Consider the following 22,508-nt stretch of genomic DNA (forward strand, 5'->3'; position numbering starts at 1 on the left):
CATGTTTCAGCTGCATAAAAAGAGCCGAAACATGTGAAATATAAGATTGAAATTATTGGTTAAAACTTCTCACCAACACGATTTGACAAAGAACCGTTATTTTATATGCTTTAAACGTTTCGCTTCTTGATCACGCCATGTTAGTAACTTGTTCTCTACCCAATATTTATCGTTTGTAGTAATTCTATTGTCTCCGGCTTCACGCATTGCTGCAGTTGTGATGTCTGATGTTGTAATAAGTCGTGCAAGTATACAGTTGTGATTTTTCTTTGCTGTATTCAATTCTCTAATGATTTTAACGTCTACTTGCTGTTTAGTATACTTTTTAATTTGGACTGCTTCTCTCGCTTGATCTTTCTCGCTCCATATTATTAAATCAATACCACCGTCAGCTCCTTCTTTTGTTTCTTCAGGTTTTTGACCTTTAGCTTCAAAGTAGTAATAGCAGAGTCTTTCAAATTCACGCCATGTTAGCTTCTCAAACGGAAGAGTTAATATTTCTTTTTTAGCTCTTAATTGATTGTGATTCTTTTTAGGAGTGTTCTTTGTTGATTTTTTACTCACCGTCTTAGAGGTTGTGGCTTTTTTTTTTGTTTTACGCTTTGATTTCTTTACAGGAATAAGTGAACCGATACCATGCCCTAGAAATACCGCAAGCAATAACCCTCCGAAGATATAAATAGCCGGATCAATAGTGTCTTTTAACGGTTCATAAAGAAAAAAACCAATAGTAATAAATATAAATGTCAGTATGCTTTTAAGATCTCTAACTTGTTTCTTTGTCATTTTCTACTCCTTTGTGTTTGATTGTAATTTACATAATTATCGTGTACTTTAGTTAACCTCTCAAAATGAGAGAGGTTAACGGTATTATTACTTAATCTAGACTACTTCTTGCTAATGTCGTATGATTTTCTATCATCACTACATTCGTTAAATTAACAATCATGTCTTTGTATTTGATATTCATAGTTTAGCATATACCTCATTAATTTGTAAGTATTATACAGAGAATGAACTATATTTCTTTTTTATAGTGATTAGAGAAGATATTGATAAAATATTGTTATCATAATGGAATTAAAGTTATTCTATTTGTAAAATCAGATATTTGTGTGATGATAGGATTTAATTAAAATAATTTACGTAACTAAGGTAATCATTCATGGGGTTAGCTAATTAGTATGAATGACTGGCATAAGAAGCTACTATAAGTTTTAAACTTAATCATTTCTCGGAGCTCTAACTACATTTGTTTACTTTGTTGAAGCAGTTTCGATTCCCCTGTTCGCTCCCATTCTTCCACCATTTCATAAGCTTTTTCAGGAGAAAATCCTTTTCCAACAAGAACGCCCATTAGGATAAATTCTTGAAGTATGTGGGTCATGTTTACACCTTTTTTATAATCCTCTAATCCTTCTTCTACTAAAAACTGCGTGTGCATGATCCATTCATCGGGTGTTTTGCCGAATATTGTACCATTGTGGTGGCTGTGATGGTGCTCTTTCTCCATTGCATCTTGCTTTGTTGGGTGAACCGTATTAAATGGGTGATTAGGTGGCGCATAAATTGAATATAATCTTAGAGGACTATTACCTATATTGATAATATTATGCCAAGTGCCGGCAGGTATAATAATGGCAGAATCGTCTTGAATCGTTCTCCTAAAGTCCATCGTATTTTTACTGCTACCCATCTCAACTACTCCAAATCCTTGTTCCACTCGTAAAAACTGATCAACATTTGGATGCATTTCTAAACCAATATCCTCACCAACACCGATACTCATCAACGTTACTTGAAGGTGCTCACCAGTCCATAAAGTGGTCCGAAATGTTTGATTTTGTCTGGTCGCTTGATTGATATCTATCACGAATGGATTTGGTCCATAATCCGTTAATCTCATATTTCTATAACCATCAATTAAATAGCTATTATAATGACCAGTGTTGTCTGTTACGGGATATGGATACCTCGGATAAACAGATGTTCTTTCATATGAATGTGTGCCTGCATAAGCGTTATAGGGGGGGTGATAAGACTGTCCGTACGTATAAGGGAAATAAGACATGTTCTCAATCCTTTCATCATTTCATTAACGTTTCTAAATTATCATATGCATATGATAATATTTTGCGCATTTGAAATATGAATATTGTGGATTTAATTAAACAAGTAATAGAGCATGTCGTTAAATTCACTTCTATTTACTCATGAATTATGCGATACTTTAATTACATTTCGATAAGAAAGGTGTTATTTATGGACTTACAACAAACACTACTAAAAAAGGGTTACACAAAGGCGGCAGAGCTACTTGAATCTTTAACTGTAAGCGATCATTTTATTAAAGATATGCAAGCTATTTTAACAACCTGTTTGACTTCCCGAGAAGAGCTGGCGTATGATATTTATGTTTTGTATACACAATTGATGAGCGTTGAGACATTTGAAAAACAATATACCGAGATACTTGTTCGTGATTTGACTATCGTCCTTTTAGAAATGTTAAACCCAACAAATGGATCAGTCGATCTTTTTTTAAGTGATAATCAAGAAGAAGAGGCGATAGCCTTGTACCAACAAGCAGTAAATGGTCATGCGGATGCACAAGTAGCCCTCGCTCATTTTTATAAATCGATTGACCGTGATCAATGGGCATTTGACTGGTTTAAACATGCAGCTGAGCTTGGCAATGCTGATGCTTATTACTGGCTAGGAAATGAGTATTTTGTCGGTCAAGTTGTGCAACATGATCTTGAACAAACATTTCTTAACTATAAGAGAGCGGCTGAATTAGGACATGGTGATGCCTTAAATAATTATGCTGATATGTACTTACGGGGTGAGTACGTAGAGAAAGATGAAGAAAAGGCGCTTATGATTTTTAAACAAGCCGCTGATAAAAGCGTACCAGAAGCGATGTATACACTAGGTTATATGTATGAGAATGGCGTCGGTACAGCGATAGATCCTGTTGTATCAAGAGCATGGTTTATTGAATCGGCGCGTCACGGTGATGACTTTGCGGCGAATAGATTAGGCCATGAAGCAATTGAGTTGGGTAAGAGTACGGATGCACTTGCCTGGTATCAAATGGCGGCCGATCGTGGTGATTCATATGGTGAATATAATTTAGGACATTGTTATGAAAATGGGATTGGGACACCAGTCAATTTAAAAAAGGCTAAGTATTGGTATCGCCTCGCTGCACTAAAAGGAGATCGACAGGCAAAAGAGCGACTAACAGCGATAGAAAAATTGTCGTAATAACTCAGTGACCGTTTCAAGTATTAATTTGAGAGAGGAGACTTAGTGATGACAGTTTTAAACAAAGACTCACAAGAAAATCAATCAACCAAGAGAACGACGTCACAGACCGTATTACTTTCAATCATTGCCATTTTTATAATACTAGGTGGCTATATTATGCTGAGATTATTAGATGTAGATAAAGCGGATGGCCGTGAAAGAGCTTTAAGAGAATTACTCACTATCCAGTTTTCAACAGCTGAGGAGGCGCTGATTCAAGCGTTAGAATCACCTGATAGTCACATTATGATTAATGATAATGGAAACATTGATTTAACAAATGATACACCGCTTAATCAATATTTAGATGGGCATTATCGCATGCTTCTAACCGATAGCTATTATGATGAATATATAGTAAGATATTTACTCTCCTATCCAGTCTTTGCCTATTATAATGACATTGACTTAAACATCAGTAATATCACGATTGAAAAACAAGAAGCAGAAGGTGATTATCATTTTACCGTTCATGTAGATGACGGTGATGACCAACAAGGCAAAGTAACAGGCCGGGCCCATGTGACGGGTGATGGACAGATTAGTTTTCTAGATATTTTTGAAGACGACACATTATTTCTAAATGGCTTATATTAATTAGAACAGACATCTTGCCTATTAATTTTTTTGAAAAATTAATAGATAAATGTTAATAGATAGCGAAAATTAAGGGTTCATGGTGATGTTGTGATTTAGACATATTGGACTATGAAGCTAATATGATAACATCATCATGTCAACTAAATATTAAACAATTAAAATAAAATGAAGGATAGGTGAAAGTGTGGATTTATTTGAGTTACAACCTTGGGAACGGTTAGCAAAAAAATCACATGGGTACAGTTAGGTGATATAAAAGGGAAAAAAATATTAGACTTCGGAAGTGGGCTTGGCATTACTGCCAATCATTTAGCAATACATAATGATGTTGTAGCTATTGAGCCATGTGAAGAAACTATTAATAATAGGTATTGTGATAACGCCTATACTCAAATTTGTGGTGATATTAAAAGTCTAAAACAATTTGAAAATCAATTCTTCGACGTTATTATTTGTCATAATGTCTTTGAATATGCTCGTGAAAGAAAAGATATCATTAAGGAATTTTCAAGGTTATTAAAAAGTGATGGTTTTATATCAATCATAAAGCATAATGTACCTGGAAGAGTAATGCAAATGGTAGTTTTACTAAATGATTTTGAGCATGCAGAAAAGCTTTTAAAAGGTGAGAATGGAAAGACAGAAAGTGCGGATCTAATTCATTACTATGACGATACAGATATAGAAAAATGGTGTAATCATTTAAAGATTGATAAAAAGATGGGACTTAGAACTTTTTGGGATTTACAACAAAATCAAGAGATACAAAAGGATTTAGAATGGCAAAGAAAAATGATTGAGATGGAGTTGAAAGTTTCAGAGGTTAGAGAGTATCAAGACATAGCATTCTTCAGCCATTTAATTTTAAAAAGAAAGAAGGTATAGATTTTTAGAAAAACTAAATAATATATATTTAAACGCCTCAGGAAGAGTTTTTTACTCTTCTGAGGCATTTATTCATTCGAATCAACCTTGTGATGTTAGTTCGCTTTTCGTTGATTGGATAATATCACCTGGTGCTGGAGCTGCAGGGGTATAAAATTGATGTTCTAACGCATACTCATACAGATGACGCTGTCTTACCTCATCTTGATTTCTTAACTCAATAATGGTTTGTCTTAAGTCAGGGTGATTTGTTTCTGTGATGACAGTCGCATAACCAGTAAGACTGGCATTAATCCCTGATAAATAATCATTGACGATTTCTTTATCTTGCAACATGTTTTTTTCCTCCTATCCTAAAAATGAGAGTAGTGTTTGCTGTGCTTGACTTGCGGCATTTGCATCATTTTCTAATAACGTTTTTAGTGTGGGATCACTGCAACTTTCCGCATAACTGTTCAATTTTTTTACAATCATTCCGTGCCCACCTATCAAGTGTCGTAAATGTTCAACCTCTAGCGTTGTTAATTGTGTCATCATAACGCCTCCTTTCTGCTGTTTAATGTGAGCTAATTTTAAAAAAACATACATGGAATATAAGATAAGAAAAAGGAAAAGTTCGGAATGATCAAATATGAAGATTTTGTTTCAATAAAGAGTTGATTAATTTTCAAATTCCATTAAAATAAGTAAAGGACGTCTCTAGTCAAGACAACTGTCAAATCTAAAGGGACAACGAGTTTTTATAAAGAGGTGAACAACATGAACATTAAACAATTTACATTAACCGCTATTTTTCTATCTATTATTTTACTTTTTGCCTTTACACCGATTGGTTTTATTCATTTAGGTGTGATTAAAGCGACCTTGATCCATATTCCGGTCATCATTGGTTCTATTATCCTTGGACCTAAGATTGGCGCATTTTTAGGTCTAGCATTCGGGACAACAAGTGTCATTAATAACACGCTGGCACCGACACTTCTATCATTTGCCTTCTCACCAGCTATTCCGGTGCTAGGAACCGATCGGGGGAGTTTCATGGCGCTCGTGGTGGCGATTTTGCCACGGGTCATTATTGGCATCCTTCCGTACTTCTTTGTGAAAGGCTTTAATAGGCTCATTACACTAAAGAAAATAAAAGAAAAAACAAGCCTATTTTTAACAGGACTTGTCACAACGATTATTCACACCTTTCTAGTCATGGGCGCGATTGCGGTTGTCTTTTATGATGCGTATGCACAAGCGATTGATGTCTCATCTGTCAGTGGGGTCATTGTCGCTGTCTTTACTGTCTTTTTGTCCAATGGTATTGGAGAGGCGATTGTTGCGGCATTTATTGTGATGACGGTCGTACCACCATTACTTAAAATTTCAGACCAATCGAAATCAAAATGAATAAACCTGGAATAAAAAAGTGCCACTTAACTCATTGAACGATTTAAGAGTTAAGTGGCACTTTAGTATATTTTTAAAGGTTATGGGAATTTTTAATCTTCATCAAAAATGAACTTTTCGACAACGTGAGCAACACCGTCTTCCATATTGGAAGTCGTCACGTAGTCACTGATCGCTTTAATGTCGTCAGGTGCATTCCCCATCGCCACACCAAGACCGGCAAATTCAATCATGGATTGGTCGTTATAACTATCCCCAATCGCAATCACTTCTTCCCGCTTGATCCCTAATTGTTTAATTAAGTGATCAAGCGTTGTGCCTTTTGTGACACCTTTTTCTGTGAATTCTAAGAAATAAGGTTTTGAACGAAGCACACTGAAACGCTCAGATAGTTCTTGCTGCAATTTCTTTTCTAACGGTTTTAATATTTCTGGGTCTTCCACCATCAATACTTTTACCGGAGGTTCTGGTACAGATTTTACAAAATCATCGACTTCCGTGATCGGTAGACCCGTAATGTCAGCTTCGATTGTTGTATATTTATTATTTTTGTCCGTAATAATGTTGTCACCAACATACGTATGAATAAAGACGTGTTCTTTGTCACTTAAGTCTTTTAAGAAACGTACATCGTCTAAAGTTAACGTACTAGAGAAGGTATCTTCATTCGTTTGACAGTTTGTGATCCGTCCCCCGTTAAATGATAATAAGTAACTACCGTAATCAGCCAGACGTAACTCATCACCTAACGCACGCATCGCATAAGTCGGTCGTCCAGACGCAAGCACGACTTTAACGCCAGCATCTTGCGATTTAAATAGCATCTCTTTTGTTCGTGGTGAAATCGTGTGGTCATCTCTTAGTAAGGTGTCATCTAAATCTAATACAATCATTTTATAAGTCATTGTGTTATTCGCCCTAAATAAGCGGCATCCCCCTTTATCGTTGATAAGTTTCATTCTACTAGAAACTCATCATGAATGGTAGAGTCTATCAACAGATTAGAGCCCAATTGTTCACAAAATGAACGTGTACCATTAAGCTAAATCGCTTATAATGGATAGGAACCAACATGTTAGATAGACAGGTATTATAAAACAGATAATAACGAACATATAAAAGAATAGGATGATGTCATTGCCACGGTTTAAAAAGTTTTACTTAGAAATTACCAGTGTGTGTAATTTAGCGTGTACGTTTTGTCCTGAAACATTACGTCCAAAAGCGTTTATTACCCCAGATATATTTAAACAACGATTAGAAGAAATAAGACCCTACACGGACTATTTGAATTTCCATGTGAAAGGTGAACCCTTACTACATTCCAAACTACATGAGTTATTACAACTCAGTCATCAGTTCGGTTTTAAAGTCAATATAACGACTAATGGCACATTGATTAAAAAGAAACAACAACATTTGTTTGATCAGCCGGCACTCAGACAGCTTAACTTTTCCCTCCATAGCTTTGAAGGTCAACCATTTAAGATTGATGGTGACAAGTATTTAGAGGATATTTTAACGTTTGTGAAAACGTTAAAAGAAACAAGTGAGACCATTGTCTCGTTTCGGCTTTGGAACTTAAAAAAAGATGAAGAAACAGAGGCAATCCGCCAGTCTAACGCCAATATTCTCCGTCGCCTTGAAGAGACATTTAACGTGACTGAGCCTTTAATTGACCGGTTATCGCCGACACAGGGGGTTAAACTCGCAGAAGGGGTTTATTTAAATCAAGACTATCAATTTACTTGGCCATCACTTGACGAAGAGGAAGATGATGGGGTTGGTTTTTGTCACGGTTTACGTAATCAAGTCGGTATTTTAACAGACGGGACCGTGATTCCTTGTTGTTTAGATGGAGAAGGCGTGATTAACTTAGGTAATGTAGATGACACGTCATTTGGGGACATTATCACAAATGAGCGTAGCACAAATATTATTGATGGTTTCTCAAGGCGCGAAGCCGTTGAAGAGCTATGCCGTAAGTGTGGGTATCGTAAACGCTTCGGGTAAGGATGTTTTAATCCTTTCGATAAAGGTAATAGTACATATTAGGGGATGACTTTAGGGAGAAAGATAAAATTATAATATGACTCTGAGACGTGTAAATTTACTTCTTTTTTAAATAGAATGGTAAGTTTTAGTTTTATAAAATGTACTGGTCTTGTATTTAAAAAACAAAATACTTGTGCATATGAATGGCGATTACATATCAAAAGAAAGGAAGTATGATTATGACTTTTAAAATCATTATACATGAGAGAAATGACAGAGTATGAGTTATATCAACTTATGGAGTTACCTAATGAGGTAGCAAATTTGTTGCTAGATTATAAAGAGAGAAGAGATATAACCATTCCTCTGTCGATTAGAAATAAGATTCTAAATCCGAAGACATGGGATGAGGGGATTTCTGACCTCGAAAAGTTACTTGTAAATGATAACGATGGCATTGGTGTTCTGTGGGAATTATTGTATATCGTAAGGGCCTATTCATATTATGAATATATCAACCGATTCATTCCACTAGATATATTTATAGCTACGATGAAGTTTTGTACTCGCTTTCTTCATGAACATTATGAGACTTTTAATACTTATAAGTTCATTTGGGCGTGGTGGTTTCCAAGACAAATAGCACTTAAAGAATTCCGCATAGGTTCTTTAGAATATGAGTTTATTGAAGGTGAAGAAAAAGAAATCGCTATCCATATACCTTCTGACGCTAATCTAAATCCTAACGCTATCATCACGTCATTACGTGAATTCATAGAATTCCAGCAAGACTATTTCCCTGAGTGGAAGAACACTCCCCTCACCTGTAATACGTGGATGTTAATGCCGGAAATCGCTAATTTAATTAATAAAGAGAGTAATCTCGTCTTCTTTCAGAACCTTTTCACTGTTGATGACATTCGTTATGACGAAACTTGGTATATGGATTGGATATATCCAGGTTATAAAGGGAACAAAGAATCTTTACCTGAAGACACATCACTCCAAAGAAATTTAAAGCAACATTTATTATTAGGTGAAAAATTCGGTATCGCTAAAGGGCATATTTCTTCCATTAAAGATATTTTATAATTTTTTATCTATCAGTAAAAAATGCACCTTAAACTATTATAACTATTTAAAAAAATGTAATATTTTTAGAAAGGATGATTCGATGAAAGTATTAGTAGTAGGAGCAAACGGACAAGTTGGTCAGCACGTTGTTGATCACTTACACGACGCACCAGGTGTCTCTGTCAGAGCGATGGTGAGAAAAGAAGACCAACAAAAAGCATTATTACAACGAGGTATTGATGCCGTTTGTGTTGATTTAGAAGACGATATTCCAAGTATTAAACGCGTCTATCAAGATATTGATGCGGTCATTTTTGCGGCGGGTTCTGGTCCTAATACCGGAGCAGATAAAACGATGACCATTGATTTAGACGGGGCAGTTAAGACAATCGAAGCCGCAAAACAAGCAGGGGTCAAGCGTTACGTGATGGTCAGCTCCTTTGACACGACACGTGACGCGATTCAGTCAGCACCTGAAGGATTCAAACCTTACGTGGTAGCAAAACACTTTGCGGATGATTGGCTACGAAGAAGTGGATTAGATTATACAATTGTTCATCCAGGTCGACTGACAAATGATCAAGGAACCGGAGAAGTTCATATAAAAGAAACAGTAGATGCCGGTGAAGTACCGAGAGAAGACATCGCGACCATTCTTGTTGAAACGGTTCAAAACGATCATTTAATCGGACGAGAGTTTCAAGTGATTGGTGGAAAGACACCAATCAAAGAAGCATTAAAAAGCGTTTAATAAAGCTGTTTAAATGCTATGTATTTGCATTAAAATAAACAGATAAAAGCATGTGCCATTTACAGGCGCATGCTTTTATCTGTTTATATGAAAGTTACGTTTCCTAGCAACAAACTTCTTCATCATTCATATCGACAAGTGGTGTTTCAAAGTCACCGGCTTTGATTTGGTCAATCAGCGGCGTGACATAGTTTTTAATGTTTTGAGGTTGGTTGTCAATCTCAGAAAGATTAAAATAGATAAAGCCTTTATCATGATCAAGACAAGCAATCGCAATATCATCTTCCAATACTTTTGTTGTTACTATTCGACAAGATTTTCCCTTCGGTGCCAAGTCAGTTCCCAAAAGAAATGCCCCCTTAATTTTTAGTCGTTATTAGTGTAGCACAAACAAGTGCGGATGTTTAGTGTCTCAGTCATACTTTCTTTGTATGACATTCATTCATTTTTGCGATGAAAGATGAGTGATTGTTTTTAAGTGACAGGTTGAAAGAGTATCCGCTATACTAGGTTATGTGCAACACTAAAAAAGTATACAAACAAGTCAATGATACGATTTTGAAAGTGAAGGAAGGAATTTTTAGCATGATAACGATTCTTGTGGCCGATGATGATCGTCATATTAGACAATTGATTCGATTATATTTAGAAAAAGAAAATTTTGTTGTGGTTGAAGCGTGTGATGGTGAAGAGGCACTCGACCAACTTGAAAAGAATCGGATTGACCTTGCGGTCATTGATGTGATGATGCCTCGAGTGAATGGAATAGAACTCGTTGAATCAATACGTATATTCAGTGACCTACCTATTTTATTAGTGACGGCCAAAGGTGAGTCAGATGATAAAGTGATAGGTTTTGAAGCGGGGACAGATGATTATTTAGTGAAACCGTTTGACCCAATTGAACTTGTCTTACGGGTGAAAGCTTTACTCAAAAGACATCATGTCCTGCATGATAAAAAGCTAGAGATTAACAAGACGACGCTAGATTTAGAACAATTGACCGTCACGACAGAACAGGCTGTTATTCAGCTAAAGAAAAAAGAAATGGCGTTGCTTTTTACTTTGGCAGAAGAGAAAGGACGAATTTTAACGCGACAACAATTACTTGATAAAGTCTGGGGATATGATTATGAAGGTGATGAACGAACCGTGGATGTTCATATTAAACGCTTAAGAGAGAAAATGCATAACCTTCATGCATTTGAGATTGTGACAGTTAGAGGGCTTGGTTATCAATTAAAGGTTGAAGCACCATGAGAGAACATCTCTATTGGAAGTTCGTCTTAACTTTTCTTATCGGTGTATTAGGTAGTTTAATTCTGTCATACTATATTACAACAAGAATTGCTGGAGACGCTGATGAATACTATGAAGAATTAATTGAAGTGAGGCAAGGTATTATTCATGTCTATAAATTAGCCGGTGATGAGGAAAAAGAAAAAATCATGCCGATTTTAACAGACTTAGGAATAGATGCCACCTTGCTAAAAATAACTGATTTATCAAATGAATTAACCGAACGAGAAATGAATCAATTGCTCACTCAACAAGAAAACGATAATTACTTAATAAAGGACACCAAAAATTTAACGCAAGCGATGTATTTAATGTTTGATCGTGAAGCGAAAGAAGTGTTGAAGGTTGATATTGATTTATCTGATGATTTAGCGAATCGGCGCCAAGTGATGATTCGAACGCTGTTGTTTGTATTAGTTATCGGAAGTGTCTTTATCTTATTTGCCTCACGCTACTTTGTGAATAGTATTAAAAAGTTAACCGTCGCTGCAAAAGAAGTGACACGTGGAAACTTTGATGTTGACTTAAAGACAGAAAGAGAAGATGAAATTGGTCAATTGATGCATTCGTTTGACGACATGATTCAGACACTTAAATCAACAGATGAATCAAGAAAAGTGTTTGTTTCCAACGTATCTCATGAAATCCAGTCACCACTCACCTCGATTAAAGGCTATACAAAGGCAATTCAAGATGGCGTGATTGATCCGGAGGATGAGGCGAAATATTTAGCGATTATTTATCAAGAAGCGGATCGTCTCTCACGTTTGTCGACACATTTGTTAAAACTCCAACGTCTGGATGATGACCATTTTACGTTAAACAAACAAACGTATCGACTGGATGAACAGATTCGGTCCATTGTCCTTACGACAGCTCCGTTATGGCAAGAAAAAGATTTATCGGTCCATGTTGATTTAGAACCGTTGAGTTTGGAATTAGATGAAGATCTTATGGAGTTAGTCTGGATTAATTTAATAACGAATGCGATTAAGTTTACTGATCCTGGTGGCTCAATCGATATTAACTATTATTTAGAACATGATCGTCGCGTGATTCGCATCCATGATACCGGATGCGGCATTCCAAAAGATAAGCTACCCTATATTTTTGATCGCTTTTACAAAGTTGATGATGCCAGAACAGAAAAAAATGCGGGTAGTGGACTTGGTCTAGCCATTGTCAAAAAAATCATTCACTTACATGGCGGTGATGTCCAAGTCGTGAGTGATCAAAATCAAGGCACAACTTTTTTTGTGAGATTAAAAAAATATTAATGAGTTCATATTCAGTTCACATTCAATCGGTATACTATCTTTAGAAACAAAGAGAGGATGAATGAGGAATGTGTGACGATACAATTCAACAGACTCACTTGATAAGAGGCTTTACATTACAACCATCAAAGTTAGAGCGGTTGATGCATCAATTAAAAAAATTAGGCGTAAAAGCTGACATTGTAACTTACAATAAAACAACAAAGGGACGTGACAACTAATGTTTTTCTTCCATCCAATGGACTTTTTAATTTTCATCGCTTTTGGTATTGCGATGTGGGCACAGTCAAAAGTAAAAGGAAACTTTCATAAATATAGCCGTGTTCAGGCATCGGCTCAATTAACAGGTGTTCAAGTGGCGCGAGCCATTTTAGATAAGCACGGCTTATACGATGTGACAATTGAACGGTCAAATCGTGGTGACTTATCAGACCATTATGATCCCCGCTCAAAAACAGTCAGATTATCTGGTCCTGTTTATAGCGGTGCTTCCGTTTCTTCATTATCCATTGCGGCGCACGAGGTTGGTCATGCGATCCAGCATGCGGAAAGCTATAGTATGTTGAAGTTTCGTTCAGCCCTATTTCCAGCGGCAAATATCGGATCTAGAATGGCACCATGGTTATTGATACTTGGTTTCTTTACTTTTGAGCCGCTGATTGGTGTTGGTATCGGCTTATTCTCAGCTGCGGTGTTGTTTCAACTGGTGACGTTACCCGTAGAGTATGATGCGTCTCACCGTGCGAAAGTTGAGTTAGAGGAATTAAACTTCGTCTCTCCGCAAGAAAAAGTAGGGGTTGGTAAGGTGCTTAATGCGGCAGCATTAACCTATGTCGCTTCAGCCGCCATTGCTGTTTTACAATTACTTAAATTCGTCATGATTTTTGCAGGTAGAGATGATTAAATGATTTTTAGAACACTCCAGATGATGCAAGATTGATCTTCTGGAGTGTTTTACTGTTTTAATTACATTTTCCATGACTGAAGTCATAGTTGTGATTCGTATATTCTATACTTACATAGTGCTATCGTTTTATCGATGAGCTAAAAGGGAATAGTTTTAAATAATACGACACTTTTACTATGATGATTAAAAACCCTAGGTACATAAGAGATAATAGAAAGAGTGTTTAGAGAAGAAGGTGAAGAAAATGCCCACAATACAAGCGGTAAAAGAAAATTATACTGACGCTCTACTGAATGGCCATACACGAGAAGCTTATGACGTCATCAAAGCAGCGTTAAATAATCAATACTCATTAATTGATGTGTATACGGTCATTGCGGATGCGATGTACAGTATTGGTGACTTGTGGGAAACGAATGATATTTCCATTGCACAAGAGCATGCAGCAACAGCGATTACTCAGTTCGTTTTAACACAAATCAGTGCAGAGTCAATCAAGACTTTTACACTTGAAGGAAAAAAGGCGGTTGTATTTTCTATTGAATCGAATACGCATTATTTAGGCATTCAAATGATAAAAAATCTGTTTAATGTGTATCAAATTCAAACATTCGATTTTGGCCCGAATGTGCCTAATAGCGATATTATTGAACGAATTGAAACACTTGGTGTTGACGTTGTTGCTTATTCAGTTACGATGTCAGAACATATTGATAAAGCAGTAGAATTAAGTGAGACGTTAAAAAGATTAGATCCGTTAACACGTCCAGTGATTATCGTCGGGGGATACGCGTTTCATCGAGATGAAACGTTACTTAGGCATGTTTTCTATGATTATTACTTTAAAACAATTAAAGATTTAAGTGGTTGGTTAGAAGAAGGGAAAAGTTTTGTGAAAAAGAAGACATCGTAACTTATTTGAAAAATGTTGATAAATAGACATTCAAAATATAAATATGCGGATATTAGGTGGTGTAGCTAATGGTAGAACGAGTGCAAGATGGCTTTTTAGAAGCCATAAGTGATGTAGGTGTGACGGGTGTTCTTGTGAATACAAACGGTGAGATTTTACACTTATTCGGAAAAGACATTAAAGTTACGCTTAATCAGACAACGATCTTTGAAAGCGTAGACAGTTATTCGAAAAAGCGACTAATTAACATTTTAATGGAAGATAAATCAATAGGGACGACTGATATTTATATGAAGTTAGCTAAACAAGAAGAGGCAGTCGCTTATTTTTTGAAATATGTAAAGACAGAACGAGGATATTGGTTGATTTTTGTCCCTTACCCTGATCAATACGGTAAGATGGTTGAAAACATGTTAGATGCTAATTCAGAATTGACACGTTTATTTGAAGAAAAACTTAGCTTAGAAATGGAATTAAAGATTAAAGTGAACGAATTAAAAATAGCGAGTATTACAGATCCGTTAACGAAACTGTATAATCGTCAGTATTTTTATGAATACCTTGAAAAGTTAGTACAAGAGGTAGCCTGGAAAGTTGTGACACTTATTATGGTGGATTTCAATGATTTTAAACGAATCAATGATGAATTTGGACATAAGGCTGGGGATACACTCTTAATAAGTTTTGCGGATATGATAAAAGAGCATTGTCATAAGGGATTTCGCTTTGGCGGGGATGAGTTTGTCGTTGTGTCACTAGATAAAAGTGAGACTGACATTCGTCACAACTTAGAAAAAATCAATCAAGCGTTCAAGCAACAAACAGATATCGTCACACTCTCATATGGTATGGTGCGTATTGAAAGTGACATAAAAGACGATTTAGCAAATAAAGTTATGGTAGACCGCATGTTACGTGAAGCGGATATGAGAATGTATCAACATAAAAGGGAAGTCAAAAAGAATCGAGACAGTTATAGATAAAAAGCAATCATCTATCTTAAATAGTGTAGATAATTGTTTTTTGCTATTGCGGGGATTTTTTTAAGATTGAGAACCGATAGTGATTAATTGCGTTTTTTAAACCGAAAGGTTAAAATACTCTTATTGGATCATTGTTCAATAAAGCACAAATATCAATATTAGAGGGGGACACAACATGTTTCATTTAGCCATTAAAGATATGCGCTTTTCTAAAGTTAAGTACGGTTTAATTGCGTTAATCTTATTTTTAATTGCCTCACTCGTTTTAGTTGTAAGTGGATTAGCTAGAGGGTTATCTGACCAAAACATCGCCATGTTAGTAGAGTCAGAAGGAACAGAGTTTTATGTGAGTGCAGACAGTGAAAATGAATTAGATCAGTCAGGCTTTCTTATTGAAGACTTACTGGAAGAGGTGCCAACTGAAGAAGGTTGGCAACCACTTATTACACATCCAGTTCGTTTCGTTCATGATGGTAAAGAAGATGAGAAGCTAGGAGCTACGATGATTCCGGTAGATACAAACTCAAAACTTTACCCAGGGGTGATAGAGGGAGAAGCATTAACGAATGATGAAGACTTGACGATCATTGTTGACCAAACCATGCAAGCAGATGGTGTGGAATTAAACGATACACTTTATGATGAAGAAACAGATCTAACCTTTACCGTTGTTGGTTTTACGGAAGATCAGACGTATCGTCATACACCTGTTGTCTATGTTTCAGAAGCGGCATTTTACGCGGAAGAAATCAGCCCTAATCGGGTGGCCAATACTGTCGTTATATTTGAAGATAACGATGCTCTTAAAGCTTCGATTGACAACGTATTATCAGAAGGTGTCTGGGTAGATAAGACAGAGGTTATTGATGCGGTGCCTGGACACTCTTCAGAACAGATGTCATTAAATATGATGATTTTCTTCCTGATTGTCATATCTGTCTTTGTTTTAGCCGCTTTTTTCTACATCATTACTATTCAGAAGTTAAAACAGTTTGGTATCTTAAAAGCGATTGGAGCAAAGAATCAGTTCCTGATTGGTTCAACGTTGATGCAAGTTGTTATTCTGTCTCTGTTTAGTTTAGCATTAGCTGTGTTATTTACGTATGGGGTAACGTTTATACTACCAGAAGGCATGCCGTTTGATTTTAATATCACGACTATTTCTTTATACAGCTTATCAATGTTTTTAGTTTCAATATTGGGAGCACTATTATCTAGCCGTCGGATTGTAAAAGTTGATCCGCAACAAGCGATGGGAGGAGCTGAATAATGACATTACCATTAGAAGTTAAACAGATTAATAAACGCTTTAAAGATGGTGAGACGTATATCGATGTATTACAAAATATTGATTTCTCCATTAAGAAAGGTGAATTTGTAGCGATTGTCGGTCCTTCAGGTTCTGGTAAAAGTACACTCCTTTCGATTATTGGGGCACTCCTTACAACGGATGATGGGGATGTATTGATAAACGGTAAAACCGTTAAAAACTTAGATGAAGGCCAAAGAAGTGATGTCAGACTGAATGATATCGGATTTATCTTTCAGACAGCGGAACTATTACCATATCTTCATGCTGAAGATCAATTAGACTTAGTCGCAAAGTTAAATAAAATGGATAAAAAACAACGAAAAGCGCGCGCAAAAGCACTCCTTACGGATGTAGGGTTAGAAAAAAGGCGCAAACATTATCCCCATCAATTATCTGGTGGAGAAAAACAGCGGGTAGCCGTCGCAAGAGCCTTTATGAATGATCCGGCTCTCATCCTTGCGGATGAACCAACAGCGAGTCTTGATGAATCCCGTAGTCATGAAATTGTTTCACTTATTAAACAAGAAGTAAAAGCAAAAAGTAAAGCAGCGATTATGGTGACACACGATGAAAGTTTACTCACCTACTGTGACCGGGTCTTTCGCATGAAAGACCATCACCTAATTGAAGATAAGTAAGACAAACGGATGAGGGCTATGCTCTCATCTTTTCTTTTCGTATCATTTTGTTATTATGAGTTATTTAAGATTTCCAAACGATTGTCGATATAATGGTAGAGAAGCGTTCGTGTAGTTAAATGAGTTAAGGATGTATAGAAAAATCTGCATACATATGTATGACAGCTAATAAAAAGGAGTTGACATATCAATGGAAGTCAGTCGATTACAATCGAATCATCCACATACTGTTCAACCTAACGAAAATCATCAAACACGTCATGTTGAACAATCATTTGTGATTGAGACAAGTACACATCAAGAGACAGCTAAACAGACAAAACATAAAGAACAGAAACCTTTAGAAAGAGCTGAAATGGAAAGCATGGTTGAAGGTATGAATAAGTTCTTAGAACCTTCAAACACAACGATTCAGTTTGAATTACATGATAAATTAGATCGCTATTACGTCAAATTAGTTGATAGAGAAACAAAAGAACTTGTACGAGAAATTCCACCAGAAAAAATGCTTGATATGTACGCGCAAATGGCAGAGTTTATGGGTTTTCTTGTCGATGAAAAAATATAAGAGAAGGTGATTTTATGCGTATTTCAGGATTCGCATCAGGTATGGATATAGACCAAATGGTCAAAGATTTAATGAGTGCAGAGCGGATACCACTTAACCGTGTAGAAGCAGATAAAACACGTCTTGAGTGGACACGAGATTCTTATCGGGATTTTAACGTAAAACTTAAAGAATTAGATGATGCATTATTAAAGATGCGTTTATCTAGTTCGTTAATGTCAAAACAAACATCAACATCAAATAATGCGGTAACGGCAACGGCAGCATCGAGTGCATCTAATGGTAGCTATAAAATGGAAGTAACAGAACTCGCGACATCAGCAATTAATGTCAGTCAAAATACTTTATCAGCTGAAGGTAAAGAGATTGATGCTTTTGCGACGATTAAATCACAAATCGCCGATGGGGAATTTGGTAATTCAGCTCTAGCAGCTTTTATCGAAAATGGTGAAGATCCAGTCATTAGTTTTAAAACCGCTAAGCAAGAAGAAAATTTCGAATACAAAGTAACAGATGACACGACACTCGAAAGTCTATTAACAAAAATCACGAATGATGACAACGGTGTACGTGCATTTTATGATGTGGGCCAAGATAAGATAATTTTAGAGAGTGTAGAGGCCGGGAATCATCAAGAAGGTGCCGAAATACAGTTTGAAGATACTTCATTTATGGCACAATTATTTGATATGCGATCCAGTAATACTGATCCGGCATACGCTGGTGAACAAGGAGGCACCGACGCCACCTTCAAATACAACGGTGTTGAATTAACATCTAAAACGAACCAAACGACATTGAATGGCATTACCTTTACCTTTAACAATGTCACTAATGATACGCCAGCTTATGTGAATATTAGTGATGATACAGATACGGCGTTTGATAATATTGTTAAGTTTGTTGATCAATATAATTCTTTAGTGGATGAAATCACTAGTAAGACACGTGAAGAACGTTACAAAGATTACGACCCACTGACTGCTGAAGAAATGGAATCAATGAGTGAGCGTGAGATTGAGTTATGGGAAGAAAAAGCACGTAGTGGTTTACTAAAAAGTGATCGGATTTTAATGGATGGGTTATCAAGTATGCGCCAAGCGTGGACAGGGTCTGTTGACTCTGAAGGTAGCTTTAAACACTTATCATCTATTGGTATTAGCACAACCCGTAATTATATGGACGGTGGTAAATTAGAGATTGATGAAGATAAATTACGAGCGGCCCTAAGAGATGATCCAACGTCAGTCGATCAACTCTTTACAAATAGTAGTGATGGAGCTGATCGTGGAATCTTTAATAAGTTAAATGATGCGATTGACCAAACAGCGAATCGAATCAATGATAAAGCTGGTCGCTCGACGAGCCAGATTCAACAATATGCCCTTGGTCGTGAGTTACAAAATATGAACACACGAATTGATAACTTCAATCGTCGTCTTGTTCAAGTAGAAGATCGTTACTGGAGTCAGTTTACCGCGATGGAAAAAGCCATTCAAAAAATGAATGAGCAATCAAACTTCTTGTACTCACAAATGTCGGGTGGACAACAGTAAGTTAAAGGTTTTAAATAGAGAGGATGTCATAATTATATGATGCAGCAACATCAAGCCTACAAAACAAACGCGGTAAATACCGCAACACCACAAGAATTAACGCTCATGTTATATAACGGGTGTTTAAAGTTTATGAAGCAGGCGAAAAAAGCGATGGAAGAAAAAGATATTCCTGCGAAAAACAACTATATTCAACGGGCACAAGATATTATTAGCGAGTTGATTATTACACTTGATCATAATGCGCCAATCGCAAAAGATATCTTACCACTATACGAGTTTATTAATCGTCGTTTAATTGATGCGAATATTAAAAATGATCCTGAGATATTAATGGAGGCTTATGCTTTAGTGGAAGAGTTCAGAAATACTTGGAAAGAAGTTATGAAACAAGCTAAAACGATGCAGTACTCACAAGGTGCAAAAGCATAATGTCGAGATTAGATGAACTTGAACAATTCACTAAGACGTTTAAAGAAAAGTTAGAAGAGCAGTCCAAGAAGAAGAATAAAGAAGATTTAATTCACCTTGTAAATAAGCATTTAGATGAGCGTCAGTTACTTATAGATCAATTATCAAGTCCTTATTTAGATAAAGAAAAACAGCAGCTATTACGCATTTTAAATCATGATAAAGAGATGCAAGAGGTGCTAAATCATGTGTTTCAGTCGATTAAAAATGACATGCGTCAAGCTAAGAAACAAAAAACATCTAATCAACAATATTTAAACCCTTATCAAAATGTGGCTACGGTTGATGGTACCTATTGGGATAAGAAAAAATAGTTGGAAATATTTGATAATTTAAGCCTTGTCTAGTTATAAATTGGACAAGGTTTTTTTATTCGGTTAATTATGGATAAAAATGTAATGTCATGAAAGTGAAGAGATATAAGGGTTTCTGAAAGTATTTTAAAAACTTTAAAAAACTTTTACATTTCATGTTTATAAAATTTTGGACAGGGGTATTTATGAAGTATAGATATAGAAAGGAGGACACTTACATGAAATACAACATTCGAGGAGAAAATATTGAGGTGACTGGCGCAATAAAAACTTACATCGAGAAAAAGATTAGTAAATTAGAACGCTATTTCGAAACACCTCCAACATCAGATGTGAATGTCAATTTAAGTGTCTATAATGACGAACAAGAGATTGAGGTTACCATTCCAATGCCAAACCTGTTACTAAGAGCAGAGGAAAAGAACACCGACTTATATGCGGCGATTGATTTAGTTGTAGATAAGTTAGAGCGTCAAATCCGTAAATACAAAACTAAAATCAACAGAAAAACGCGTGCTAAAGGTGCACCTAAACATATCTTTGCTGAGATGGAAAAAGATTTGTTAGCAAGTGAACTTGAAGAGTATGATGATGAAGAAGGCGTTGAAATCGTTCGTACGAAGCGATTTGATCTTAAACCAATGGATTCTGAAGAAGCTGTTTTACAAATGGATATGTTAGGACACAGTTTCTACGTATTCACTAACGCTGAATCAGGAGACACAAACGTTGTGTATCGTCGTCACGATGGTCGCTACGGCTTAATTGAACCAAATTAAAACAGTTAAATTAAAACGTATATAAACGAAAGAGACGGTCTATTGTTGACTGTCTCTTTTTTGATTCTTATATTGATTCTTTGTCAAATGGTATTGACAAAGAATATGCCACCTATCATTACTCTTCCGTTTGTTTGATAGAAAGCAAGAAGTTTTCAATGGTAAAAGAAGCCATGCCTTTAATTGTTGATAAGTGATTCGGTGAAGTAAAGTCAACGGTCACTTTTTTAGAATGAAACCCAATCGCATGAGAATAGACGTATGCTTGAATATCTTCTTTAATCCATGGTTGGAGCTTGCTCAATTGATTACCAATTAAGATTTGTTCAGGATTAAATAAATTAATCATCGTCGTAATACCAATCGCGATATACTCACCTATCTCTTTAAATAAAGCAATAACGGCTTCATTATTCTCAGTAGCTTTTTGAATCAGTAAATCCACAGAGGCTTCTTCATTTCCGGTGACAAGTCCTCGCTTAATCGCTTGTTCTAATAGAGCTTGTTCTGAGGCGTAGCGCTCAAAACAACCAGCATTGCCACAACGACAATTTATCCCGTCTTTAACAATAGTAATGTGCCCCATTTCACCGGCGAAACCGTTCAAACCGGTATAAAGTTTTTGATCAAGCACCATACCCATACCAATCCCCATCCCTACACTTAAATACAGCATATGTTTTGGTGGTGTTTTAAAGCCGAAGCGCATCTCACCGTAAGCGGCTGCATTTGCTTCGTTCTCAACAATGACGGGAACATCAAAAACATCATTCAATGCTTGTTTTAACTGAATATTTTTCCAATTTAAATTCGGTGCTAAAAGGATCTCGCCCTCATGATTAACGACGCCTGGTACACCCATGCCAATACCGACAAGTCCGTACGGACTTTTTTTCATTTCTTTCATCAGTGTATGAATGGTTGATACAATGTGCTCAAACACTGTATCAAATTGACGTTCATGCATTTTAGCATGTTTTTTTACCATAATCTCACCATTCAAATCGGTAAGTGCAGCATCGATATAACCGACACCCAAATCTAAGGCGATTGTATATCCAGCTGCCTGATTAAATAACAACATGACTGGACGCCGTCCACCACTTGATTCACCAGGACCTGACTCCATGACAAAATGCTCATCAATTAATTCACTTACTAAGGATGAGACCGTCCCCTTATTTAAGCCTGTTACTTGAGCTACCTTTGCGCGTGAAATAGGCGTATGTTCAATGATCGTTTTTAATACTAACGCTTTATTTTCTTGTTTGACAATATATTGATTCCACGTTCGACTCATATTAGACACTCACTCTCTATTTTGAAAAATTTATTCTTTCTTAACTGTACCATATAAGGTTATTTGGTGCATTAACTTTGTCCAACATATAGACAAACAAAAAGATGGTTGGTATAATTTGAAGTACCTACAATTAACCTACGAATAACTTTATATTCCTCCTAAAATGTAACCGTTGT

27 protein-coding genes are annotated in these 22,508 nt (G+C 36.2%); 20 read left to right on the plus strand and 7 right to left on the minus strand.

Annotated elements, in window-relative coordinates:
* Positions 1-96: 96 nt before the first annotated feature.
* Positions 97-786: a restriction endonuclease gene (locus tag BM390_RS11275; protein ID WP_062322473.1), complete on the minus strand. Its 690-nt coding sequence runs from the start codon at positions 784-786 to the stop codon at positions 97-99.
* 460 nt (positions 787-1,246) lie between these two features.
* Complete coding sequence (locus tag BM390_RS11280) at positions 1,247-2,071, minus strand: cupin domain-containing protein (RefSeq protein ID WP_089854860.1); 825 nt, start codon at positions 2,069-2,071, stop codon at positions 1,247-1,249.
* A gap of 191 nt (positions 2,072-2,262) precedes the next feature.
* Here BM390_RS11280 and BM390_RS11285 point away from each other — a divergent pair, with 191 nt between their 5' ends.
* The 3 genes from BM390_RS11285 to BM390_RS11295 all read left to right on the plus strand — a co-directional run bounded on the left by BM390_RS11285 (position 2,263) and on the right by BM390_RS11295 (position 4,797).
* On the plus strand, positions 2,263-3,270 hold the full coding sequence (locus BM390_RS11285; RefSeq protein WP_062322469.1) for a tetratricopeptide repeat protein: 1,008 nt from the start codon (positions 2,263-2,265) through the stop codon (positions 3,268-3,270).
* 48 nt (positions 3,271-3,318) lie between these two features.
* On the plus strand, positions 3,319-3,909 hold the full coding sequence (locus BM390_RS11290; RefSeq protein ID WP_062322467.1) for a hypothetical protein: 591 nt from the start codon (positions 3,319-3,321) through the stop codon (positions 3,907-3,909).
* A gap of 210 nt (positions 3,910-4,119) precedes the next feature.
* Positions 4,120-4,797 (plus strand): class I SAM-dependent methyltransferase, encoded by a 678-nt coding sequence (locus tag BM390_RS11295; protein WP_143103174.1) that lies wholly within the window; start codon positions 4,120-4,122, stop codon positions 4,795-4,797.
* An 81-nt stretch (positions 4,798-4,878) separates the two neighbouring features.
* On the opposite strand, the gene BM390_RS11300 is transcribed toward BM390_RS11295, so the two are convergent.
* Complete coding sequence (locus BM390_RS11300; protein ID WP_089854863.1) at positions 4,879-5,133, minus strand: spore coat protein; 255 nt, start codon at positions 5,131-5,133, stop codon at positions 4,879-4,881.
* Positions 5,134-5,145: 12 nt separating this feature from the next.
* The gene (locus BM390_RS11305) at positions 5,146-5,331 is read right to left on the minus strand and encodes a hypothetical protein (RefSeq protein WP_062322466.1); all 186 of its coding nucleotides are present in this window, start codon (positions 5,329-5,331) and stop codon (positions 5,146-5,148) included.
* Positions 5,332-5,556: 225 nt separating this feature from the next.
* Between BM390_RS11305 and BM390_RS11310 the strand changes: the two genes are divergently transcribed.
* Positions 5,557-6,192 carry an ECF transporter S component gene (locus tag BM390_RS11310; RefSeq protein WP_089854866.1) on the plus strand — a complete coding sequence of 212 codons (636 nt, stop codon included), beginning with the start codon at positions 5,557-5,559 and terminating at the stop codon, positions 6,190-6,192.
* 92 nt (positions 6,193-6,284) lie between these two features.
* On the opposite strand, the gene BM390_RS11315 is transcribed toward BM390_RS11310, so the two are convergent.
* Positions 6,285-7,097 carry a Cof-type HAD-IIB family hydrolase gene (locus tag BM390_RS11315; RefSeq protein WP_062322463.1) on the minus strand — a complete coding sequence of 271 codons (813 nt, stop codon included), beginning with the start codon at positions 7,095-7,097 and terminating at the stop codon, positions 6,285-6,287.
* Between the two features lie 232 nt (positions 7,098-7,329).
* Here BM390_RS11315 and BM390_RS11320 point away from each other — a divergent pair, with 232 nt between their 5' ends.
* The 3 genes from BM390_RS11320 to BM390_RS11330 all read left to right on the plus strand — a co-directional run bounded on the left by BM390_RS11320 (position 7,330) and on the right by BM390_RS11330 (position 10,012).
* Positions 7,330-8,205, plus strand: coding sequence for a radical SAM/SPASM domain-containing protein (locus tag BM390_RS11320; protein ID WP_062322461.1), 876 nt, complete (start codon positions 7,330-7,332; stop codon positions 8,203-8,205).
* A 252-nt stretch (positions 8,206-8,457) separates the two neighbouring features.
* Positions 8,458-9,279 carry an acyltransferase domain-containing protein gene (locus tag BM390_RS11325; protein WP_256212436.1) on the plus strand — a complete coding sequence of 274 codons (822 nt, stop codon included), beginning with the start codon at positions 8,458-8,460 and terminating at the stop codon, positions 9,277-9,279.
* Positions 9,280-9,361: 82 nt separating this feature from the next.
* The gene (locus tag BM390_RS11330; RefSeq protein ID WP_062322457.1) at positions 9,362-10,012 is read left to right on the plus strand and encodes an SDR family oxidoreductase; all 651 of its coding nucleotides are present in this window, start codon (positions 9,362-9,364) and stop codon (positions 10,010-10,012) included.
* Between the two features lie 103 nt (positions 10,013-10,115).
* On the opposite strand, the gene BM390_RS11335 is transcribed toward BM390_RS11330, so the two are convergent.
* Positions 10,116-10,358: a hypothetical protein gene (locus BM390_RS11335; RefSeq protein WP_062322455.1), complete on the minus strand. Its 243-nt coding sequence runs from the start codon at positions 10,356-10,358 to the stop codon at positions 10,116-10,118.
* 239 nt (positions 10,359-10,597) lie between these two features.
* Between BM390_RS11335 and BM390_RS11340 the strand changes: the two genes are divergently transcribed.
* The 13 genes from BM390_RS11340 to hpf all read left to right on the plus strand — a co-directional run bounded on the left by BM390_RS11340 (position 10,598) and on the right by hpf (position 21,029).
* Positions 10,598-11,272, plus strand: coding sequence for a response regulator transcription factor (locus BM390_RS11340; protein ID WP_062322453.1), 675 nt, complete (start codon positions 10,598-10,600; stop codon positions 11,270-11,272).
* A complete protein-coding gene (locus BM390_RS11345) occupies positions 11,269-12,588 on the plus strand; it encodes a sensor histidine kinase (protein WP_089854869.1) in 1,320 nt (439 codons plus the stop codon). The genes BM390_RS11340 and BM390_RS11345 overlap by 4 nt, the downstream gene beginning before the upstream one ends.
* A 68-nt stretch (positions 12,589-12,656) precedes the next feature.
* Complete coding sequence (locus tag BM390_RS15525) at positions 12,657-12,809, plus strand: hypothetical protein (RefSeq protein ID WP_156321399.1); 153 nt, start codon at positions 12,657-12,659, stop codon at positions 12,807-12,809.
* Positions 12,809-13,492 (plus strand): zinc metallopeptidase, encoded by a 684-nt coding sequence (locus tag BM390_RS11350; protein WP_062322449.1) that lies wholly within the window; start codon positions 12,809-12,811, stop codon positions 13,490-13,492. The genes BM390_RS15525 and BM390_RS11350 overlap by 1 nt, the downstream gene beginning before the upstream one ends.
* A gap of 247 nt (positions 13,493-13,739) precedes the next feature.
* Positions 13,740-14,408: a cobalamin B12-binding domain-containing protein gene (locus BM390_RS11355; protein ID WP_062322447.1), complete on the plus strand. Its 669-nt coding sequence runs from the start codon at positions 13,740-13,742 to the stop codon at positions 14,406-14,408.
* Between the two features lie 68 nt (positions 14,409-14,476).
* Positions 14,477-15,391: a GGDEF domain-containing protein gene (locus tag BM390_RS11360; protein ID WP_062322445.1), complete on the plus strand. Its 915-nt coding sequence runs from the start codon at positions 14,477-14,479 to the stop codon at positions 15,389-15,391.
* A gap of 175 nt (positions 15,392-15,566) precedes the next feature.
* Positions 15,567-16,661, plus strand: a complete 1,095-nt coding sequence (locus BM390_RS11365; RefSeq protein WP_062322443.1) for an ABC transporter permease — start codon at positions 15,567-15,569, stop codon at positions 16,659-16,661.
* Entirely contained in the window at positions 16,661-17,341 is a 681-nt protein-coding gene (locus BM390_RS11370) for an ABC transporter ATP-binding protein (protein ID WP_062322441.1), read from the plus strand. Before BM390_RS11365 ends, BM390_RS11370 begins: the two co-directional genes overlap by 1 nt.
* A gap of 190 nt (positions 17,342-17,531) precedes the next feature.
* Positions 17,532-17,909: a flagellar protein FlaG gene (flaG, locus tag BM390_RS11375; protein WP_089854872.1), complete on the plus strand. Its 378-nt coding sequence runs from the start codon at positions 17,532-17,534 to the stop codon at positions 17,907-17,909.
* 14 nt (positions 17,910-17,923) lie between these two features.
* Positions 17,924-19,465 (plus strand): flagellar hook-associated protein 2, encoded by a 1,542-nt coding sequence (locus tag BM390_RS11380; RefSeq protein ID WP_062322437.1) that lies wholly within the window; start codon positions 17,924-17,926, stop codon positions 19,463-19,465.
* Between the two features lie 36 nt (positions 19,466-19,501).
* On the plus strand, positions 19,502-19,897 hold the full coding sequence (gene fliS, locus BM390_RS11385) for a flagellar export chaperone FliS (RefSeq protein ID WP_062322435.1): 396 nt from the start codon (positions 19,502-19,504) through the stop codon (positions 19,895-19,897).
* Positions 19,897-20,250, plus strand: coding sequence for a flagellar protein FliT (locus BM390_RS11390; protein WP_062322433.1), 354 nt, complete (start codon positions 19,897-19,899; stop codon positions 20,248-20,250). Before fliS ends, BM390_RS11390 begins: the two co-directional genes overlap by 1 nt.
* A 218-nt stretch (positions 20,251-20,468) precedes the next feature.
* Entirely contained in the window at positions 20,469-21,029 is a 561-nt protein-coding gene (gene hpf / locus BM390_RS11395; protein ID WP_062322431.1) for a ribosome hibernation-promoting factor, HPF/YfiA family, read from the plus strand.
* Positions 21,030-21,147: 118 nt separating this feature from the next.
* Here hpf and BM390_RS11400 read toward each other — a convergent pair whose 3' ends face one another.
* A complete protein-coding gene (locus tag BM390_RS11400; RefSeq protein WP_089854875.1) occupies positions 21,148-22,329 on the minus strand; it encodes an ROK family protein in 1,182 nt (393 codons plus the stop codon).
* Positions 22,330-22,508 lie beyond the last annotated feature (179 nt).

This window comes from Halolactibacillus miurensis (assembly GCF_900116255.1).
GTDB classification, from domain to species: domain Bacteria; phylum Bacillota; class Bacilli; order Bacillales; family Amphibacillaceae; genus Halolactibacillus; species Halolactibacillus miurensis.

Excerpts from the sequence above, each read along its gene's own strand:
- BM390_RS11275 (WP_062322473.1), bottom strand. The coding sequence starts at position 786 with ATGACAAAGAAACAAGTTAGAGATCTTAAAAGCATACTGACATTTATA.
- BM390_RS11280 (WP_089854860.1), bottom strand. The coding sequence starts at position 2,071 with ATGTCTTATTTCCCTTATACGTACGGACAGTCTTATCACCCCCCCTAT.
- BM390_RS11285 (WP_062322469.1), top strand. The coding sequence starts at position 2,263 with ATGGACTTACAACAAACACTACTAAAAAAGGGTTACACAAAGGCGGCA.
- BM390_RS11290 (WP_062322467.1), top strand. The coding sequence starts at position 3,319 with ATGACAGTTTTAAACAAAGACTCACAAGAAAATCAATCAACCAAGAGA.
- BM390_RS11300 (WP_089854863.1), bottom strand. The coding sequence starts at position 5,133 with ATGTTGCAAGATAAAGAAATCGTCAATGATTATTTATCAGGGATTAAT.
- BM390_RS11305 (WP_062322466.1), bottom strand. The coding sequence starts at position 5,331 with ATGACACAATTAACAACGCTAGAGGTTGAACATTTACGACACTTGATA.
- BM390_RS11310 (WP_089854866.1), top strand. The coding sequence starts at position 5,557 with ATGAACATTAAACAATTTACATTAACCGCTATTTTTCTATCTATTATT.
- BM390_RS11315 (WP_062322463.1), bottom strand. The coding sequence starts at position 7,097 with ATGACTTATAAAATGATTGTATTAGATTTAGATGACACCTTACTAAGA.
- BM390_RS11325 (WP_256212436.1), top strand. The coding sequence starts at position 8,458 with ATGACAGAGTATGAGTTATATCAACTTATGGAGTTACCTAATGAGGTA.
- BM390_RS11330 (WP_062322457.1), top strand. The coding sequence starts at position 9,362 with ATGAAAGTATTAGTAGTAGGAGCAAACGGACAAGTTGGTCAGCACGTT.
- BM390_RS11340 (WP_062322453.1), top strand. The coding sequence starts at position 10,598 with ATGATAACGATTCTTGTGGCCGATGATGATCGTCATATTAGACAATTG.
- BM390_RS11345 (WP_089854869.1), top strand. The coding sequence starts at position 11,269 with ATGAGAGAACATCTCTATTGGAAGTTCGTCTTAACTTTTCTTATCGGT.
- BM390_RS15525 (WP_156321399.1), top strand. The coding sequence starts at position 12,657 with ATGTGTGACGATACAATTCAACAGACTCACTTGATAAGAGGCTTTACA.
- BM390_RS11350 (WP_062322449.1), top strand. The coding sequence starts at position 12,809 with ATGTTTTTCTTCCATCCAATGGACTTTTTAATTTTCATCGCTTTTGGT.
- BM390_RS11355 (WP_062322447.1), top strand. The coding sequence starts at position 13,740 with ATGCCCACAATACAAGCGGTAAAAGAAAATTATACTGACGCTCTACTG.
- BM390_RS11360 (WP_062322445.1), top strand. The coding sequence starts at position 14,477 with ATGGTAGAACGAGTGCAAGATGGCTTTTTAGAAGCCATAAGTGATGTA.
- BM390_RS11365 (WP_062322443.1), top strand. The coding sequence starts at position 15,567 with ATGTTTCATTTAGCCATTAAAGATATGCGCTTTTCTAAAGTTAAGTAC.
- BM390_RS11370 (WP_062322441.1), top strand. The coding sequence starts at position 16,661 with ATGACATTACCATTAGAAGTTAAACAGATTAATAAACGCTTTAAAGAT.
- flaG (WP_089854872.1), top strand. The coding sequence starts at position 17,532 with ATGGAAGTCAGTCGATTACAATCGAATCATCCACATACTGTTCAACCT.
- BM390_RS11380 (WP_062322437.1), top strand. The coding sequence starts at position 17,924 with ATGCGTATTTCAGGATTCGCATCAGGTATGGATATAGACCAAATGGTC.
- fliS (WP_062322435.1), top strand. The coding sequence starts at position 19,502 with ATGATGCAGCAACATCAAGCCTACAAAACAAACGCGGTAAATACCGCA.
- BM390_RS11390 (WP_062322433.1), top strand. The coding sequence starts at position 19,897 with ATGTCGAGATTAGATGAACTTGAACAATTCACTAAGACGTTTAAAGAA.
- hpf (WP_062322431.1), top strand. The coding sequence starts at position 20,469 with ATGAAATACAACATTCGAGGAGAAAATATTGAGGTGACTGGCGCAATA.
- BM390_RS11400 (WP_089854875.1), bottom strand. The coding sequence starts at position 22,329 with ATGAGTCGAACGTGGAATCAATATATTGTCAAACAAGAAAATAAAGCG.